Genomic DNA, 15,218 nt, shown 5'->3' with positions numbered 1-15,218 from the left:
AAGGGGTCCCGCCTCGGCGATGCGTATTGAGACCTGATCGTTGCAAATAGCATCCCCGGAAACAGGGAGAACGCGCATAGAGTAACCAGAGGAACAGCCCGATTCTGATGGCCACTAGCAGAGCCGGACAGTCTTTTCAGGCGGTCCATTCGTGCGATATTTCGTGCGCATTCAGAAAGGTGACGATGATGCTCAGACTGAGTGCGGCCCTCGCCTCATGCGGTGCCGTCTATGCCGCCTATGTTCTGTTCGACAGCGCCGATTTCGAGGCCGGAACCGTCAACTCCTACCATTCGATGTGCGCGGCTTTCGTGCTGATCGCCAGCACGCTCATCATCGCGGCACTGCCTCGAACCCAGACAGCAAACGTTGCTGTGAAGACATTCGGCGGCCTTGCCCTCATCGTTGGGCTGGCGACAGCTGTGGCGTCCTGGTCGATTCCGAGCTCCGGGGCAGAGGAATACCTTGGGATCATCACTCTGATGTTCGGACTTCCGCTGTTGGGACTACTGTCGACGGCCTCCGTCCTGGTGGCTTTGGGGATGACCATCGCTGAACTCATCGCATCAAGAACTGCTGCTGCGGAGGCGACCCCACAGGCATGACTCCCGAGCAAACCTCACTCCTCGAACGGATCCGTGCGCTCATTGCCGAAGAGCCCGTGGTTCGAGAGGTCTCGATGTTCGGCGGCCGCGCGGTCATGGTCAACGAGAAGATGATCGTCAGTGCTGGTAAGACGGGCGATTTGCTGGCGCACATCGATCCCGACCGTCACGATGAGCTCCTCAAACGACCCGAAGCTGCCCAAGCTGAGATGGGAACCGGTCGGGACATGGGACCGGGGTGGATCAACGTGAGCGCAGAGTCTGTCCGTGATGACGAACAGCTGGCATTCTGGGTCGAGACCGCTTTGGACTTCAACCGGACGGTGACAGGCCAGCACAACTGAGTCCGCCGCGCGAGCAGTTAGTATCATTCCAACGGTTGCCTGTGCGTCGATGCGCAGATTCACGAACCGGTTCTCAGACTCAAAGGTGTGGTCATGGCGAAGCAGAACGATCGGCCGACCCTGGCCACGGTCGCTGCACGCGCCGGAGTGAGCATCAAGACCGCCTCCCGCGTCCTCAACGGCGAAAAGCACGTCGCCGCCTCGACCGCCGAGAAGGTCGAATCCGCTGCCGACGAACTCGGATTCCGCCTCAATCCCACTGCCAGACGATTGCGCGCCGGCGGACGCTCACCGTATATCGGAGTGGTCCTCTCCGACGCCGGGGATGCCTTCCAAGCCCGCGCCTTCGCCGCCGTGGAAGCCGAACTCGCAGCCCTCGACCTGCGCCCGGTAGTGACCGTGGTCGGTGACGATCCCGACCGTGAGGAAGCCTTCCTCGACGAATGCCTCGCCAATGATCTGACCGGGATCATCGTCATCCGGACACATCCCGAGGCGGCCGAGACCTACGCGCGAGCCGCCGCGACGCCGGGCACCCGGATCGTGTCCCTCGACCCCGCGGTCGAGGGCCCAATCAGCACCGTCGCAGGTGATGACCGTGCAGCAGGACGCCTCGCCGCCGAGCAGCTGCTCGCCCACGGACATGTGGCACTCGGCGTCATCGGCGACCGTTCGCCCAGCCTCATCACCACCCGCCGGCTGCAGGGGGTCCAGGACGCCATCGCCGGTCGTCGCGGCGTCGGCTGGCGCGCCTATATGCGCGAAGACGCCCACGACGAAGCCAGCGCGAAGAACGTCGTCGCCGCCTGGCTCGGATCCCGCAGCGCCCCCGGCGCCCTCATCACCCTCTCGTCCACTGTGACTCAGGGCGCCATCGATGCCTGCCGCCGCCTCGGCGAATGGCCGGCATTGGTGGGCATCGATGATTTCCCCACCGCCGAACTCCTCGACGTCACCGTCGTCGATCGCAACGTCGAATCCCTCGCCGCCGAGGCGGTCCGACGACTGCAGGCCGGCACGGCATCCGGCGGTCCCGAGGGCGGTGGGGACCGCCTCGGCGAGCGGGACGGTCCGATCGGGGAGGAGACGACGGGGCCTGGCCGTGGCAGTGAAGAACCGGATTTCGACAATGCGCTGTGCGTCATCGCTCGTGGCAGCGGCGAGGAGCCTCCGGACACCCGCTGAAAACTTTTGCCGAAACAGTTGACAGCAGGCGACGTTCAGCGAATCATATTCAACAGCCTGACAACGTTGTCAGAAAGATTGAAAGGTTCACAATGAGGCACAACCTTAAGTCCCACAAGAAGCTGGCGCTCCTCGGTGCCTCAGTCGCTATCGGAGCTCTCGCGCTCAGCGGCTGCGGCAACCAGAAAGGCCAAGGCAACGAGGAAGCTGACAGCGGATCCGGAGGCGACGGCGACGTCACCATCGCGCTGCTTCTTCCCGAGTCGAAGACCACCCGCTACGAGTCGCTCGACAAGCCGAACTTCGAGAAGTACCTCAAAGAGGCCAACCCGGACGCGAAGGTCGAATACCGCAACGCCAATCAAGATGCGACTCAGCAGCAGCAACAGGTTGAGGCAGCCGTCACAGAGGGCGTCGACGCCATCGTCCTCGACCCCGTCGATGCCTCTGCTGTGTCCTCGGCGTTGTCGAAGGCGAAAGCGAAGAAGATCCCGGTCATCTCCTACGACCGCTTCTTCGAAGGCGCGGACTACTACACCTCTTTCGACAATAAGAAGATCGGCAACTTGCAGGGCCAGGCTGTCCTCGACGGGCTCAAGGCTGCCGGCACCGATCCGAAATCAGGCCCTGTGTGGATGGTCAACGGCGACCCGAAGGACCCCAACGCCGCGGACTTCAAGGCCGGAGCCGAGGAGACGCTCAAGGACGCGGGCGTCGACATCGCCGGCAGCCACGACACCCTCGATTGGAACCCCGACGATGCCCGCCAGTGGGTCGAAGGTCAGCTGCAGAGCGCCGACGAGAAGCCCATCGCGATCTACGCGGCCAACGACGGAACCGCTGGTGGCGTCATCGCCGCGACGAAGAGAGCCAAGGTCGACCCCGTCGTGACGGGCCAGGACGCCGAGGTCGATGGTCTGCAGAACATCCTCAAGGGTGACCAGTACGCCACGATCTACAAGTCGATCCCGCCGCAGGCCGAATTCGCAGCGAAGGCTGCTGTCGCGCTGGCCGGAGGAGAGAAGCCGGAGGCAGGAACGACCTACAAGGACACTCCGACGGATTTCGTCGAGGCCGAGGTCGTCACCAAGGACACCATCAAGGATATCGTCGGCGACCAGATCAAGGCCTCCGACATCTGCACCAGCAAGGTGGAGAAGCTCTGCGAGGATGCCGGCGTCAAATGACCGTGTGTCAGGCGCTTCTGCACAGACGCAGACGCGCAGAGACAGCCCACCTGCCGGCGACCGAGACGAGGTCGCCGGCAGTCAGCGCCGACAACCGTGACAAGTAGGAACAGATGACATCTGAGACACCCGAACCGGGTCCAGCAGCATCGCGGCCGCCGGGAGACGGCAGCGAACCCGTGCTCGAGATGCGCGGAATCAATAAGCGATTCGGAGCCGTGCAGGCTCTGACCGACATTCATCTCACCGTCGGTCGCGGCGAAGTCGTCGGCCTCGTCGGTGACAACGGCGCCGGCAAATCGACGCTGATCAAGGTCATTGCCGGAGTCCACACCGCAGATGAGGGTGAACTCATCATGAACGGCACGACGCAGAAGTTCTCCTCCCCGAAGGACGCGCAGAAGGCCGGAGTCGCCACCGTGTTCCAGGATCTGGCGCTGTGCGAGAACCTCGACGTCGTGGCCAACCTGTTCCTCGGGCATGAGAAGACCCGCGGAGCCGTGCTCGACGAGGTGGCCATGGAAGCGAAGTCATGGGAGCTGCTGCGGAGCCTGTCGGCGAAGATCCCGAGCGTACGGGTGCCGATCGCGGCCCTGTCCGGCGGCCAACGGCAGACGGTCGCCATCGCCCGGTCCCTCCTCGGCGAACCCTCTCTGGTGATGCTCGACGAACCGACGGCCGCCCTCGGTGTGGCCCAGACGGCCGAGGTGCTCAACCTCATCGAGAGGCTGAAGGAGCGCGATCTGGGAGTGCTGCTCGTCAGCCACAACATGGCCGATGTGCAGGCCGTCGCCGATCGTGTCCACGTGCTGCGGTTGGGCAAGGACGTCGGCGACTTCGCCGGGGATGAGCGCACCGATGTGCTCGTGGCCGCGATCACGGGGGCCAGTGACAATGTCGTGACCCAGAGGGCGACACGAAGGGGAGAGCGCCGATGACCCGAAATTCCTTCATCACAGACGAAAGAATCTCTCATGAGGGCTTCTTGGCGACCTTCATCCGTCGTGTGCGAGAGGGACAGCTCGGCTCGCTGCCGGTGATCCTGGCGCTCGTCGTCATCGTCATCGTGTTCCAATCGGCGAACAGCAAGTTCATCTCCCCGGCCAACCTCGTCAATCTTTCGACGACGGTTGCCTACATCGCGATTCTCGCTCTGGGCATCAACCTCATCCTGCTCCTCGGTGAGATCGACCTGTCCTTGGCACAACTGGGCGGTTTGGCGGCCTCGCTCCTCGGCGTGCTCGTGGTCAGACAGGGCGTGCCGCCGGTGATGGCTCTGATCATCATGCTGCTGCTCGGCCTGGTCGTCGGCGCGATCCAGGGGTGGTTCTTCGCCGTGGTCGGAATACCGGCGTTCGTCGTGACCTTGGCCGGGCTGCTTGCCTACACCGGGCTGACGCTGACGACGTTGGGCACGCAGAAGAACCTGTCGATGGCCGATACCTTCGCCTTCGAATTCTCGAGCTTCTACTTCCCGGCGCTCTGGGCATATGCGTTCGGCGCGATCGCAGCCATCGGCTTCGGCGGCGGCATCATCTATTCGAAGATGCGACGACACAGCGAGGGCCTCGACGCGCCCAGCTGGACTTCGGTGTTCGTGCGGATCGCAGTGCTGACGATCATCGTGTTCGGGTTCCTCATCCTCGTCAATCAGGACTTCGGTCTGGCGATGCCGTTCTTCCTCATGCTCGTCATCGCGATCGTCATCGACCTCGTTCTGCGCAAGACCCGCTACGGACGTTCGATCTACGCCGTCGGCGGCAAGGTCGAGGCCGCCCGGCGCGCTGGTATCCGCGTGACGTGGGTGCGCATCAGCGTGTTCATGGCCGCCGGTGTGCTCGCCGCACTCTTCGGGTTCATCAAGACCGGTGTGACCACGAACGCGGGATCGACACTCGTCGGTACCCAAGATCTGCTCGATGCGATCGCGGCGGCTGTCATCGGCGGCACCTCGCTCTTCGGTGGTCGTGGAACCGCGTGGGCGGCAGTGCTCGGTGCCCTGGTCGTCGGCGCGATCAAGAACGGGCTGTCCCTCATCGGCTTCAACTCCGATGCGCAGCAGATCATCACCGCAGTCGTTCTGCTGGCTGCGGTCGTCATCGATGCGCTCAGCCGTCGCGGCCAGAGGTACGTCGGGCGGGGGTAGGGCAGGAGGCGGGCGGCGCCGACATCGGAGGAGTCGCCGTGCCTCGGCCGGGCTGATACAGTCGGAGCCAATGACATGGGGTGCCTCATGAGGATCCGTTCGCACCAAGATGATGCGCACGGAGGACACCGAGGCTGAGAGAACACCCATCGAACCTGATCTGGGCCATACTAGCGAAGGGATCGTCATGGTTGACTTCGACCTGCGTTCTGCGAATGCGCGACTGCGCGCAAGCAATCCACTCATCCAATGCATCACGAACACCGTCGTGCAGCAGTTCAGCGCCAATGTGCTCCTGGCCGTCGGCGCGTCCCCGGCGATGCTCGATCACGAGGCCGATGCCGGGCAGTTCGCCGGAATCGCCAGCGGAGTCCTCGTCAACTTCGGAACCGCATCGAACCACCAGCTGCTCGCCGCCGATGCCGCCATCGACGTCGCGAACGCCGCCGGCAAGCCCTGGGCTCTCGATCCCGTCAGCGTCGGTGCCGTCGACTTCCGCACCTCCCGCATCCGCCGCGCCGCCGCCGATCACCCCACCGCCATCCGCGGCAACGCCTCCGAGATCGCAGCGCTCGCCGGAGTCGGCCTCGGCGGACGCGGAGTCGACTCCACCGATGAAGTCGATGCCGTTCTTCCCGCCGCCGCGAAGCTGGCCAGGGACACCGGCGCGATCGTCGCCGTCTCCGGACCCACCGACGCCGTCGTCGCCCACGTCGACGGCATCGACCATGTCGCCCGCATCTCAGGCGGCCACGAATTCATGCCGCTGGTCATCGGCACCGGCTGCTCGCTCGGCGCCGTCACCGTCGCCTACCTGGCCGCATCGCGCAGCGGACTGGCTGATCCCGGCGCCGACGCCTCAGCCGTGAACTCGGCGGAGCAGTCCGCGAACGGTGGGGCCGCCTCGGCGAGGTTCGAAGCCGTGGTCGCCGCCCACGCCCACTTCGCGGTCGCCGGTGAACTCGCCGCCGAGGGAGCGAAGGGTCCGGGCAGCTACTCCGTGAACTTCCTCGACGCGCTCCACGCCGTCGACGGCGACCGGCTCGCACAGGCCAGGGTCAGCCTCGACACCCTCGCCGCCAGCGAAGGCGCCCAGGCATGACCGCCGGATCCGCGCACACCGCTGACAGCGCGCACCAGACCGACTCCCACGACCGCTTCGCCGGAATCGACACGAGTCTCTATCTGGTCACCGACTCCGCCCAGTGCGAGGCGGCCGGCCGCACCGTCGCCGAGACCGTGCAGGCCGCCGTCGCCGGGGGAGTGGGCATCGTCCAGGTCCGCGACAAGGACATCGACGACGGAGACTTCTACTCGCTCACCCGCCAGGTCATCGCCGCCGTCGACGCCGCCACCCGCGACACCGACCGCACGGTCCCCGTCGTCCTCAACGACCGCGTCGAAGTCGCCCGCCGCCTCATCGACGAAGGCGAGACGGTGCACATCCATGTCGGCCAAACTGATGCCACCGTCGCCGAGGTGCGCGCCACGTTGGGCGAGGCACCGCTGATCGGTCTCTCGGCCGCGAACAGCGAAGAATTCGCCGCCGCCCGCGACACCGGCGTCGTCGACCTCGTCGGCATCGGTCCGGTCTATGACACCTCCACGAAAGCCGACGCACCGGACGGCATCGGACCGGACCGCCTCGGCGAACTGGTGGCAGAAGCCGGCATCCCTGCTGTTGCTATCGGCGGCATCAGCGCCGACCGGGCTCCTGACCTGCAGGGACGGGGGCTGCTCGGCATCTGTGTGGTCTCGGCGATCTGCATGGCCGAGGATCCGAAGACTGCGGCTGAGGAACTGCTCGCCGCATTCACCGGAGGCGTCCAGTGACCACCCGGCCGCCGATCACCTTGTCCATCGCCGGCACCGACCCCTCCGGGGGTGCCGGAATCCACGCCGACCTCAAGACCTTCACTGCGCGGGGGACCATGGGCACGACCGTCATCACCGCCCTCGTCGCCCAGAACACCCACGGGGTGTCCCACGTCTACCCGATCGACGTCGATTTCGTCGCCGATCAGTTCGACTCCGTGCTCGACGACCTGCCCGTCGATGCGGCGAAGTCGGGGATGCTCGGCAGCCGTGAGCTCGTCGACCTCGTCGTCGCCCGCGCCGCCGCAGGCCAGCTCGGTTTCTTCACCGTCGACCCGGTGATGATCGCGACTTCCGGCCACCGCCTCCTGGCTGCCGATGCCGTCGATGCCGTGCGCACCCACCTGCTGCCCGTCGCCGACCTCATCACCCCCAACCTCCCCGAGGCGGCCCTGCTCATCGGTGATGACGAACCAGAGGCGCAGACCGCTGAGACCATGCGTGACCAGGCTGGGCGCCTGCTCGAGCGCGGTCCCGGCGCGGTTCTCCTCAAGGGCGGGCACGGCAGCGACGACGAGGTCATCGACATCCTCGCCACCGCCGACGGCCAGGTCCGCGAGTTCAGCCACCCCCGCGTGACGACCCCGAACACGCACGGAACCGGGTGCACCCTCTCGGCCGCGATCACCGCCGAGGTGGCCGTCCTCGGCCGCGAACGCGCAGCAATCGGGCCCGACCTCCTCGGCGAGGCTGTCGGCAATGCGCTCGACTTTCTTGCGCGCGCACTGAACTCGGCTGCGGACTGGCAGCTGAGCCTGGATCCGGAGGGCGCTCACGGACCCGTCGACCACCAGGTCGACATCGTCCGCGGCCAACCCGCGTGACCAGCACCGATCCATCTGACCAGTCCCAGCCCGCCTGACCAGTCCCAACCCGCATGACCAGCCCCGACCCGCGCCACCAGCACCGCTACGTCACGCGAATCACCACGTCACACGAGTACGAAGGAGTTCCCATGACCGTCAACTACACCGCAGGCCCGCTGACCACCCAGCTGTGGGACCGGGTCCGCCCTATCGTCAAGCAGATCGAAGCGCTGCCGTTCCTCTCCCAGCTCGCCGATGGCAGCCTCGATCCGAAGGCGTTCGTCAACTACATCTCACAGGACAGCCTGTACCTCAACGGGTATGCCAAGGCCATGTCATTCCTGGCCGCGAAGACCGTCGACCGCGACGAATCCCGGTTCTGGGCCGGATCCGCCGCCGAGGCGATCACCGTCGAAGAGGAGATGCACGCAGAGCTGCTCGCCGACGCCCGACTCGCCTCGGCGCTGGAGGAGCTCACCGCGGAAGGCGCCCGATTCAAAGCCTCCCCGACGACGCTGGGATATGTATCCTTCCTCGTCGCTACGGCCTCCAGCCGATCCTATGGTGAAGGCGTCGCCGGAGTCCTGCCCTGCTTCTGGGTCTACGCACATATGGGCAAGGTCCTCGTCGAGCAGGCCGGCCAGATGGCCGAGGACCACCCCTACCGCACCTGGGTGCAGACCTATGACTCACCGGACTTCGACGAATCGACCCGCCACGCCGTGCAGATCCTCGAACAGGAACTCGCGAAGGCTCCGAGCGAGGAAGCCGCCCGAATGCGCGCCGCCTTCGAACAGGCCTGCGTCTTCGAACTCCACTTCTGGGCCTCGGCGCACGCTCTGCAGAACTGGGACGTCTCCGTGTTCCTGCCCGAAGGCGTCACCGTCTGATCCCGGCACCGTTCTCACCCCCTCTCGCCGAGGTGGCCCCGACCTCTGGTCGGTCACCTCGGTGGGGTGAATGGGGCGTCCCCGACCCGATGGTCGTCATCGACCGGGTGGTCACCTCGGTGGGGTGAGCCTGCGGCAGAGCCGCCACAGCGCGAGTCCGACTGCGATGAGGAAGACGGCTGTCGGAACAAGGGTCATCCACTCCGGCATCGTCGCCGAACGCGCCTCTCTCATGATGATGACGAGGATCGAGGCGAAGAGCAGAGCGGTGAGCCCGGCGACGGTGCGCATGAGCTCCATGAGGCAGCTGAAGAGAAAGTCCTTCTCACCGCGTTCGAGCCAATACTCCTTCGACGGGGCGTTGATGAGCGAAACAGGCAGCTTCTCGAACAGCGGCCGGATCGACATGAGGGCGGGCAGCCCGACTCCCAACGGCACGAAGATCCAGAGGAGACCGACCGTCGACGTCCAATCGTCGGGCTGTCCACCGGAGTCGAAGTGAGTCGCCACGTTGTCCGGAGCCTGCACCCAGAACCAGACGGAGCACCCGAGGAAGATGAGGATCGAGACGATCGCAAAAATGAGCGAGACTGTCTCACCCGGTGGGTTCCGATGCGGCTGTGCAGGGGAAGTCATGTTGTCACTCTAACAACACCAGCGGCCAGCCTGAGGGCGGCGTTGGGTCCGCCGGCGACGAGCAGTGTTCAAGGTCAGCTGGTGCTGGCGACGTACCGAGCGGATCGGTGCCGGCGACCTACAGAGCGGATCCGTGCTGGCTGCCCGGTCTCAGGCGCGAGATGCTCCCCAAGGATCGTCCGGGTAATGAGTGAGCGGACCGAATGATCCGAGCACATGCCAACCGCGACGCAGGTTGGTCCACAGGAGCACGTGATCGACCTCGATAAGGGGCACTCGGTCATGCTTCGGGCAGGCGTATCGTCCGATGACGAAGACGATCGTCGAGAACATCACTGCGATCATGAATAGAATGAACAGATCCATGGCGGCCCCCTCACACCCTGGTACGAATGCTTCCCTCCAGTTTCTCCCCAAAATACAGAGAAAGATAGGGGTATCCCAGCTGGTGGGCGCAAAGGTGATCAAAACCACGCAATGGTGAGACGAAGCTCGCTTTCGTCCCTCCTACCGGCTCAGGTCAAGGGTCGACCTGCTCAGGGAAACTTGTTGTCTGGTTCAGGCGAAGGTGGCGGCGAGGCTCTCGGCCGCAGCGATGACTGCCTGCGCAGCATCGCGCCCCTGTTCGGCTGTGATCGAGGATGGGAACGTGAAGCGCACACCCGTCTGCGCGACCTCTGCGGCGATGCCCAACGCCGTGAGCACATGCGAGGGTTCGTCGGAGCCGACCGCGCAGGCCGAACCGCTCGAAGCCGTCACCCCGAGGCGTTCGAGCTCGAGCAGCACGGCCTCGCCGGAAGTGTTCGAGAAGCAGAATGACGCATGATTCGGAGTCCGCGAATCGGCCGCACCCGTGAGGAACGCCCCGGGCACGCTTACGAGCACCGCGGCGATGAACTCATCGCGGATGGCCCGGACACGGTCGGCGGCTTCGGTCCGCTCCGCCTCGGCGAGTTCGAGGGCCGTGGCGAACGCGACGGCCAGGGCCACATTCTCAGTGCCCGAGCGCCGGCCGGATTCCTGACCGCCGCCGTGGATGAGCGGTTCGACGGGGATGCGGGCGCGGATCGCGGCGACCCCGATGCCCTTCGGCGCACCGACCTTGTGCCCGGCCAAGCTGAGGGCATCGACACCGAGCCTTGCCAGCGGCAGCCACCCGGCCGCCTGAACCGCATCCGTATGGAACAGGGCCCCGGCCTCGTGGGCGATGCCGGCCAAAGAGGGAATGTCGGCGACCGTGCCGACCTCATTGTTCGCATAACCCAAGGTCACAAGCACGGTGTCCGGGCGTATCGCCTCGGCGAGGGCCTCGGGGGTCACGGTCCCATCGGGGGTCGGAGCCACCTCGGTGACGGTGAATCCGTGGACGCGGGCCAGGAAATCCACCGAGGCGAGCACCGCCTCGTGCTCGATGGGGGAGGTGACGATATGCCGCCGACGCGGCGCCGTGGTCCCGGCCCGACCCTGCGCCTGTGCGCCGAGGGCCATGCCGATGATCGCGAGGTTGTCCGCCTCGGTGCCGCCGCTGGTGAACGTGATCTCCGTGGCTCGCAGGCCCAGCACCTTCGCCACCCGGGAGCGGGCATCGGTGAGAGCCTCGGCGGGCCCGCGACCGAATTCGTGATGGCTCGAGGGGTTGCCGAACGCACCGGCCAGATACGGCCATGCGGCTTCGAGGGCCTCCCGGCGCACGGGGGCGGCGGCCGCGGTGTCGAGGTAGAGGCGCGCGGTCATCTCAGGCCTCGAGGGTGAGGTCGAGACCGAGGTCGATCGAGCAGGCGCTGTGCGTCAGTGCCCCCGAGGAGATGACGTCGACGCCGGTGGCGGCGATCTCCGGGATCGTCTCCAGAGTGACATTGCCGCTGGCTTCGACGACGGCACGGCCGTTGATGAGGTCGACGCCTTCGCGCAGCTGAGCCGGGGTGAAGTTGTCGAGCATGATGATATCCGCGCCGCCCTCGAGGACCTCAGGCACCTGGTCGAGCCGATCGACCTCGACCTCGATCTTCGTCGTATGCGGCAGGCGGGCGCGGGCGGACCGGATGGCCTCGGCGACGCTGAGCCCTTCACCGGTGAGCACGGCGAGGTGATTGTCCTTGGCCATGACCGCATCGGAGAGCCCGAAACGGTGATTGTGCCCGCCGCCGCAGACCACGGCGTGCTTCTCGAATGCCCGCAGCCCCGGAGTCGTTTTGCGGGTGTCGACGATGCGTGCACGCCCGGCGGCGGCATCGACGAAGGCGCGGGTCTGGGTGGCGATTCCGCTCATCCGCTGGCAGAAGTTCAACGCGATCCGCTCGGCCTGCAGCACCGCCCGTGCCGGACCGGCGACGGTGGCGAGCACCTGGCCGGTGGTGAAGGCGTCACCATCGGCGGCGGCGAACTCGACGGTGACGGTCGGGTCGAGAAGGGTGAAAGCGCGGGCGAAGACCTCGAGTCCGGCGAGGACTCCGTCTTCGCGGGCGCGCAGATCGGCCTTCGCCGAGGCGGACTCGGGGATGAAGACCTCGCCGGTGATATCGCCCCAGGGGGCGTCCTCGTCGAGGGCGATCCGGAGTGCGGAGTCGATGGTCGAAGCAGTCAGCATGCGGTGGCCTCCTGAAGCAGGGCAGTGGACGGCGTGATCGTGGTGTCGGTGCGGGTATGCGCGCCGAGGCTGTGCTCTCGGGCCAGCGCATGCCGAGCCATGTGCTCGGCGATGAGGGCGAGATTCGCGGTCTCGAGTGCTTCGACGCTCCTCACTGCTGGGCCGCTGGTGCGATCCTTGCCGTGGTCACGTTCGCCGGGGCGACCATTGTCAGTGTGGCCTTCGCCGGGGCCATCCTCGCCGAGGCAACCTTCGCCGAGGCGGTCGAGCAGGGTCCGCAGGCCCTTGGCCGTGCGTTCCACGCCCAGATGAGCCCAGGTCAGAGCCTGCAGCTCGGTTCGTGTCAGTGCCGTCTGGTGGAATGGTCCGAACTGGGAGAGGTGATGTGCATGGTTCAGTGAGTGGTTGACCTCGGAGAGGAGGTCTGGACTGGTCGTGGTGAGGTCTGCCGCGGGCGTACTGGCCGGGCATGCGTCGATCGCTGCGGCGGCGCGGGCGGCGAAGACCGCGCCTTCGAGCAGGGAGTTCGAGGCCAGCCGGTTGGCTCCGTGAACTCCTGTGCAGGCGACCTCGCCGATGGCGAAGAGACCCGCGATGGTCGTACGGCCGTCGCGGTCAGTGGCCACGCCGCCCATGAAGTAGTGGGCGGCAGGAGTGACGGGAATGAGATCTCGGGACAGGTCGAGGCCGTGAGCGGCAAGCCCCGCGGCGATGCTCGGGAACTTCACCGCCACATCCGGGACGGCCCGTGCATCGAGGAAGCAGGGACGGCCGCCCTGAGCTGCCTGACGGCGATGCAGGGCGAGAGCGACGACATCACGGGAGGCGAGCTCGGCGCGATCGTCGATATCGCACATGAACCGGTGGCCCCGCTCGTCGATGAGGAGAGCACCGGCCCCGCGGACGGCCTCGGAGATGAGGAAGCCGGGACCGGGGAGGGCAGTGGGGTGGAATTGGAAGAACTCGAGGTCGGCGACCTCGGCGCCGGCACGGATGGCCGCGGCCAGACCGTCTCCGGTTGCAGCGGACGGGTTCGTCGTGTGCGCAAAGAGCTGCCCGGCGCCGCCTGTGGCAAGCACGATCGCATCGGCGCTCAGATGTTCGAGGCGGCCGTTGCGGAGAACAGTGACTTCCGTGGCTCGAACCGGTCGGCGATTGTCGTCTTCGGTGAGGATGTCGACGAGCATCGTGTCCTCGCGCAGTGTGACCCGCCCTGCGGCCACCTCGGCTCGCAGCTTCTCCGCCAGCGCGGTGCCGATCGCCCGCCCGGTCGCATCGCCTCCGGCATGGAAGATGCGCGGATGCGAATGTGCCCCCTCCAGCCCTCGGGACCAGGCCCCGGTCGGACCGGTGTCGAAGTCCACCCCCGCCTCGGCGAGGGAGACGATCGCGTCCCCGCCTGCCTCGCACAGGGTGCGCACGGCCTCAGGGTCACAGTGCCCGGCACCTGCCGTGAGCGTATCCGAGACGTGGGAGCCGACCGTGTCATCAGGACCGATGACACCGGCGATGCCGCCCTGCGCCCATTCCGTGTTCGACTCGCCGAGGCGGTCCTTCGTCACGAGCGTGACCGTATGGCGGTCGGAGAGGTGCAGTGCCGCGGTCAGCCCCGCGATCCCGGAGCCTGCGATGATGACCCGGCTCATCAGATCCGCGGCTTCGCGGCGAGCATCCGTTCGAGGGACACGCGGGCAGGGTCGGCCACCTCGACGTCGACGGAGATCTGGTTGACGACCTGACCGGCGATGAGGGATTCGAGGACCCACGCGATGTAGCCCGGGTGGATGCGGTACATCGTCGAGCAGGGGCAGATGACGGGATCGAGGCAGAAGATCTCGTGCTGCGGATGCTCGGCGGCCAGCCGCTGGACGAGGTTGATCTCGGTTCCGATGGCGAACGTGGTCGGTTCGGTCGCCGCGGCGATGGCCTTCGTGATGTAGGCGGTCGACCCGGCCTCATCGGCGGCCTCGACGGTCTCACGCGGGCATTCGGGATGGACGATGACGCGCACGTCCGGGTGCTCGGCGCGAGCCTTGTCGATCTGGGCGGGGGTGAAGCGTTTGTGCACGGAGCAGAAGCCCTGCCACAGGATGACGCGGGCCTCACGCAGCGTCTGCTCGTCGTTGTTGCCCAGCGGTCGGGCGGGATTCCACAGGGGCATCTCATCCAGGCCGATGCCCATGTTCACCGCGGTGTTGCGGCCGAGGTGCTGGTCGGGGAAGAACAGGACGCGCTGCCCGCGTTCGAAGGCCCATTCCAGGACCACCTCGGCGTTCGACGAGGTGCACACGATTCCGCCGTTGCGGCCGCAGAAGCCCTTGATCGCGGCCGAGGAATTCATGTAGGTGACGGGGATGACCGGGACGCGACCGTCCGCGTCGGGTTCGGTGCCGAAGAGCTCGGCCAGCTGCTCCCAGCAGTCCTCGACCTGATCGATGCTTGCCATATCGGCCATCGAGCAGCCGGCGGCGAGGTTGGGCAGGATGACAGACTGCTCCGGTTTCGACAGCAGGTCGGCGGTTTCGGCCATGAAGTGGACGCCGCAGAAGACGATGGCCTCGGCTTCCGGGTGGTTCTGGGCGGCTTGGGCGAGCATGAACGAGTCGCCGATGTAGTCGGCGTGTTCGACGACCTCGACGCGCTGATAGTGATGGCCGAGCATGACGACACGATCGCCGAGGGTGGCCTTGGCGGCGCGGATGCGGGCATCGAGCTCGTCCGGCGCTGCCAGCTTGTACTCCTCGGGAATGTCGCCCTGACGTGGGGCGATGGCCGGAATCGGGTCGGCCATCGAGGACCCGGGCCCATAGCCGGGGCGTTCGTCGACGTCCCACGGGGCATCGAGCAGCTCCGTCGAGCACATGTCGTCCTGTCTGCCGCTCGCCGAGATGTCTTTGAGGGTGAGTTCGATCGACGCTGTCGTGGTCATCATCGTCCTTCGCTCGGTGGGCGGAGCT

The 15,218-nt window shown here is 66.3% G+C and carries 16 protein-coding genes and 1 riboswitch; of the genes, 10 read left to right on the top strand and 6 right to left on the bottom strand.

What is annotated here, in order from left to right:
- The first annotated feature begins 185 nt into the window (after nucleotides 1-185).
- From FHG09_RS09210 to FHG09_RS09165, 10 genes are all read left to right on the top strand, one after another.
- A complete protein-coding gene (locus FHG09_RS09210) occupies nucleotides 186-605 on the top strand; it encodes a hypothetical protein (RefSeq protein WP_152347363.1) in 420 nt (139 codons plus the stop codon).
- Entirely contained in the window at nucleotides 602-949 is a 348-nt protein-coding gene (locus tag FHG09_RS09205) for a TfoX/Sxy family protein (RefSeq protein ID WP_152347362.1), read from the top strand. The genes FHG09_RS09210 and FHG09_RS09205 overlap by 4 nt, the downstream gene beginning before the upstream one ends.
- Before the next feature lie 93 nt (nucleotides 950-1,042).
- Nucleotides 1,043-2,134: a LacI family DNA-binding transcriptional regulator gene (locus FHG09_RS09200; RefSeq protein ID WP_152347361.1), complete on the top strand. Its 1,092-nt coding sequence runs from the start codon at nucleotides 1,043-1,045 to the stop codon at nucleotides 2,132-2,134.
- 92 nt (nucleotides 2,135-2,226) lie between these two features.
- A complete protein-coding gene (locus tag FHG09_RS09195; protein WP_152347360.1) occupies nucleotides 2,227-3,321 on the top strand; it encodes a substrate-binding domain-containing protein in 1,095 nt (364 codons plus the stop codon).
- A 113-nt stretch (nucleotides 3,322-3,434) separates the two neighbouring features.
- Nucleotides 3,435-4,259: an ATP-binding cassette domain-containing protein gene (locus FHG09_RS09190; protein ID WP_193627335.1), complete on the top strand. Its 825-nt coding sequence runs from the start codon at nucleotides 3,435-3,437 to the stop codon at nucleotides 4,257-4,259.
- Nucleotides 4,256-5,467 (top strand): sugar ABC transporter permease, encoded by a 1,212-nt coding sequence (locus FHG09_RS09185; RefSeq protein WP_152347359.1) that lies wholly within the window; start codon nucleotides 4,256-4,258, stop codon nucleotides 5,465-5,467. The genes FHG09_RS09190 and FHG09_RS09185 overlap by 4 nt, the downstream gene beginning before the upstream one ends.
- 66 nt (nucleotides 5,468-5,533) lie before the next feature.
- Nucleotides 5,534-5,667: riboswitch (TPP riboswitch) on the top strand.
- On the top strand, nucleotides 5,655-6,569 hold the full coding sequence (locus tag FHG09_RS09180) for a hydroxyethylthiazole kinase (protein WP_152347358.1): 915 nt from the start codon (nucleotides 5,655-5,657) through the stop codon (nucleotides 6,567-6,569). It overlaps the preceding riboswitch by 13 nt.
- Nucleotides 6,566-7,300: a thiamine phosphate synthase gene (gene thiE / locus FHG09_RS09175; protein WP_152347357.1), complete on the top strand. Its 735-nt coding sequence runs from the start codon at nucleotides 6,566-6,568 to the stop codon at nucleotides 7,298-7,300. Before FHG09_RS09180 ends, thiE begins: the two co-directional genes overlap by 4 nt.
- Nucleotides 7,297-8,166, top strand: a complete 870-nt coding sequence (thiD, locus tag FHG09_RS09170; protein ID WP_152347356.1) for a bifunctional hydroxymethylpyrimidine kinase/phosphomethylpyrimidine kinase — start codon at nucleotides 7,297-7,299, stop codon at nucleotides 8,164-8,166. The genes thiE and thiD overlap by 4 nt, the downstream gene beginning before the upstream one ends.
- Before the next feature lie 131 nt (nucleotides 8,167-8,297).
- Nucleotides 8,298-9,038, top strand: coding sequence for a TenA family protein (locus tag FHG09_RS09165; RefSeq protein WP_152347355.1), 741 nt, complete (start codon nucleotides 8,298-8,300; stop codon nucleotides 9,036-9,038).
- A gap of 111 nt (nucleotides 9,039-9,149) precedes the next feature.
- Here the strand turns inward: FHG09_RS09165 and FHG09_RS09160 are convergent, their stop codons facing one another.
- From FHG09_RS09160 to nadA, 6 genes are all read right to left on the bottom strand, one after another.
- Nucleotides 9,150-9,674, bottom strand: coding sequence for a DUF1648 domain-containing protein (locus FHG09_RS09160; protein WP_152347354.1), 525 nt, complete (start codon nucleotides 9,672-9,674; stop codon nucleotides 9,150-9,152).
- A gap of 150 nt (nucleotides 9,675-9,824) precedes the next feature.
- Nucleotides 9,825-10,040: a hypothetical protein gene (locus FHG09_RS09155; RefSeq protein WP_152347353.1), complete on the bottom strand. Its 216-nt coding sequence runs from the start codon at nucleotides 10,038-10,040 to the stop codon at nucleotides 9,825-9,827.
- A gap of 192 nt (nucleotides 10,041-10,232) precedes the next feature.
- Nucleotides 10,233-11,408 (bottom strand): cysteine desulfurase family protein, encoded by a 1,176-nt coding sequence (locus FHG09_RS09150; protein ID WP_152347352.1) that lies wholly within the window; start codon nucleotides 11,406-11,408, stop codon nucleotides 10,233-10,235.
- A 1-nt stretch (nucleotide 11,409) separates the two neighbouring features.
- Nucleotides 11,410-12,261, bottom strand: a complete 852-nt coding sequence (nadC, locus tag FHG09_RS09145; protein WP_152347351.1) for a carboxylating nicotinate-nucleotide diphosphorylase — start codon at nucleotides 12,259-12,261, stop codon at nucleotides 11,410-11,412.
- Nucleotides 12,255-13,907 carry an L-aspartate oxidase gene (gene nadB / locus FHG09_RS09140; RefSeq protein ID WP_152347350.1) on the bottom strand — a complete coding sequence of 551 codons (1,653 nt, stop codon included), beginning with the start codon at nucleotides 13,905-13,907 and terminating at the stop codon, nucleotides 12,255-12,257. Before nadB ends, nadC begins: the two co-directional genes overlap by 7 nt.
- Nucleotides 13,907-15,124 (bottom strand): quinolinate synthase NadA, encoded by a 1,218-nt coding sequence (gene nadA / locus FHG09_RS09135; protein WP_413773148.1) that lies wholly within the window; start codon nucleotides 15,122-15,124, stop codon nucleotides 13,907-13,909. The genes nadB and nadA overlap by 1 nt, the downstream gene beginning before the upstream one ends.
- Between the last annotated feature and the right edge of the window lie 94 nt (nucleotides 15,125-15,218).

This window comes from Brevibacterium sp. CFH 10365 (assembly GCF_009299785.1).
In the GTDB taxonomy this organism is placed as follows: Bacteria; Actinomycetota; Actinomycetes; order Actinomycetales; family Brevibacteriaceae; genus Brevibacterium; species Brevibacterium limosum.
The sequence above is the reverse complement of the archived record's forward strand: the minus strand, read 5'-3'. Positions and strand labels throughout refer to the sequence as shown.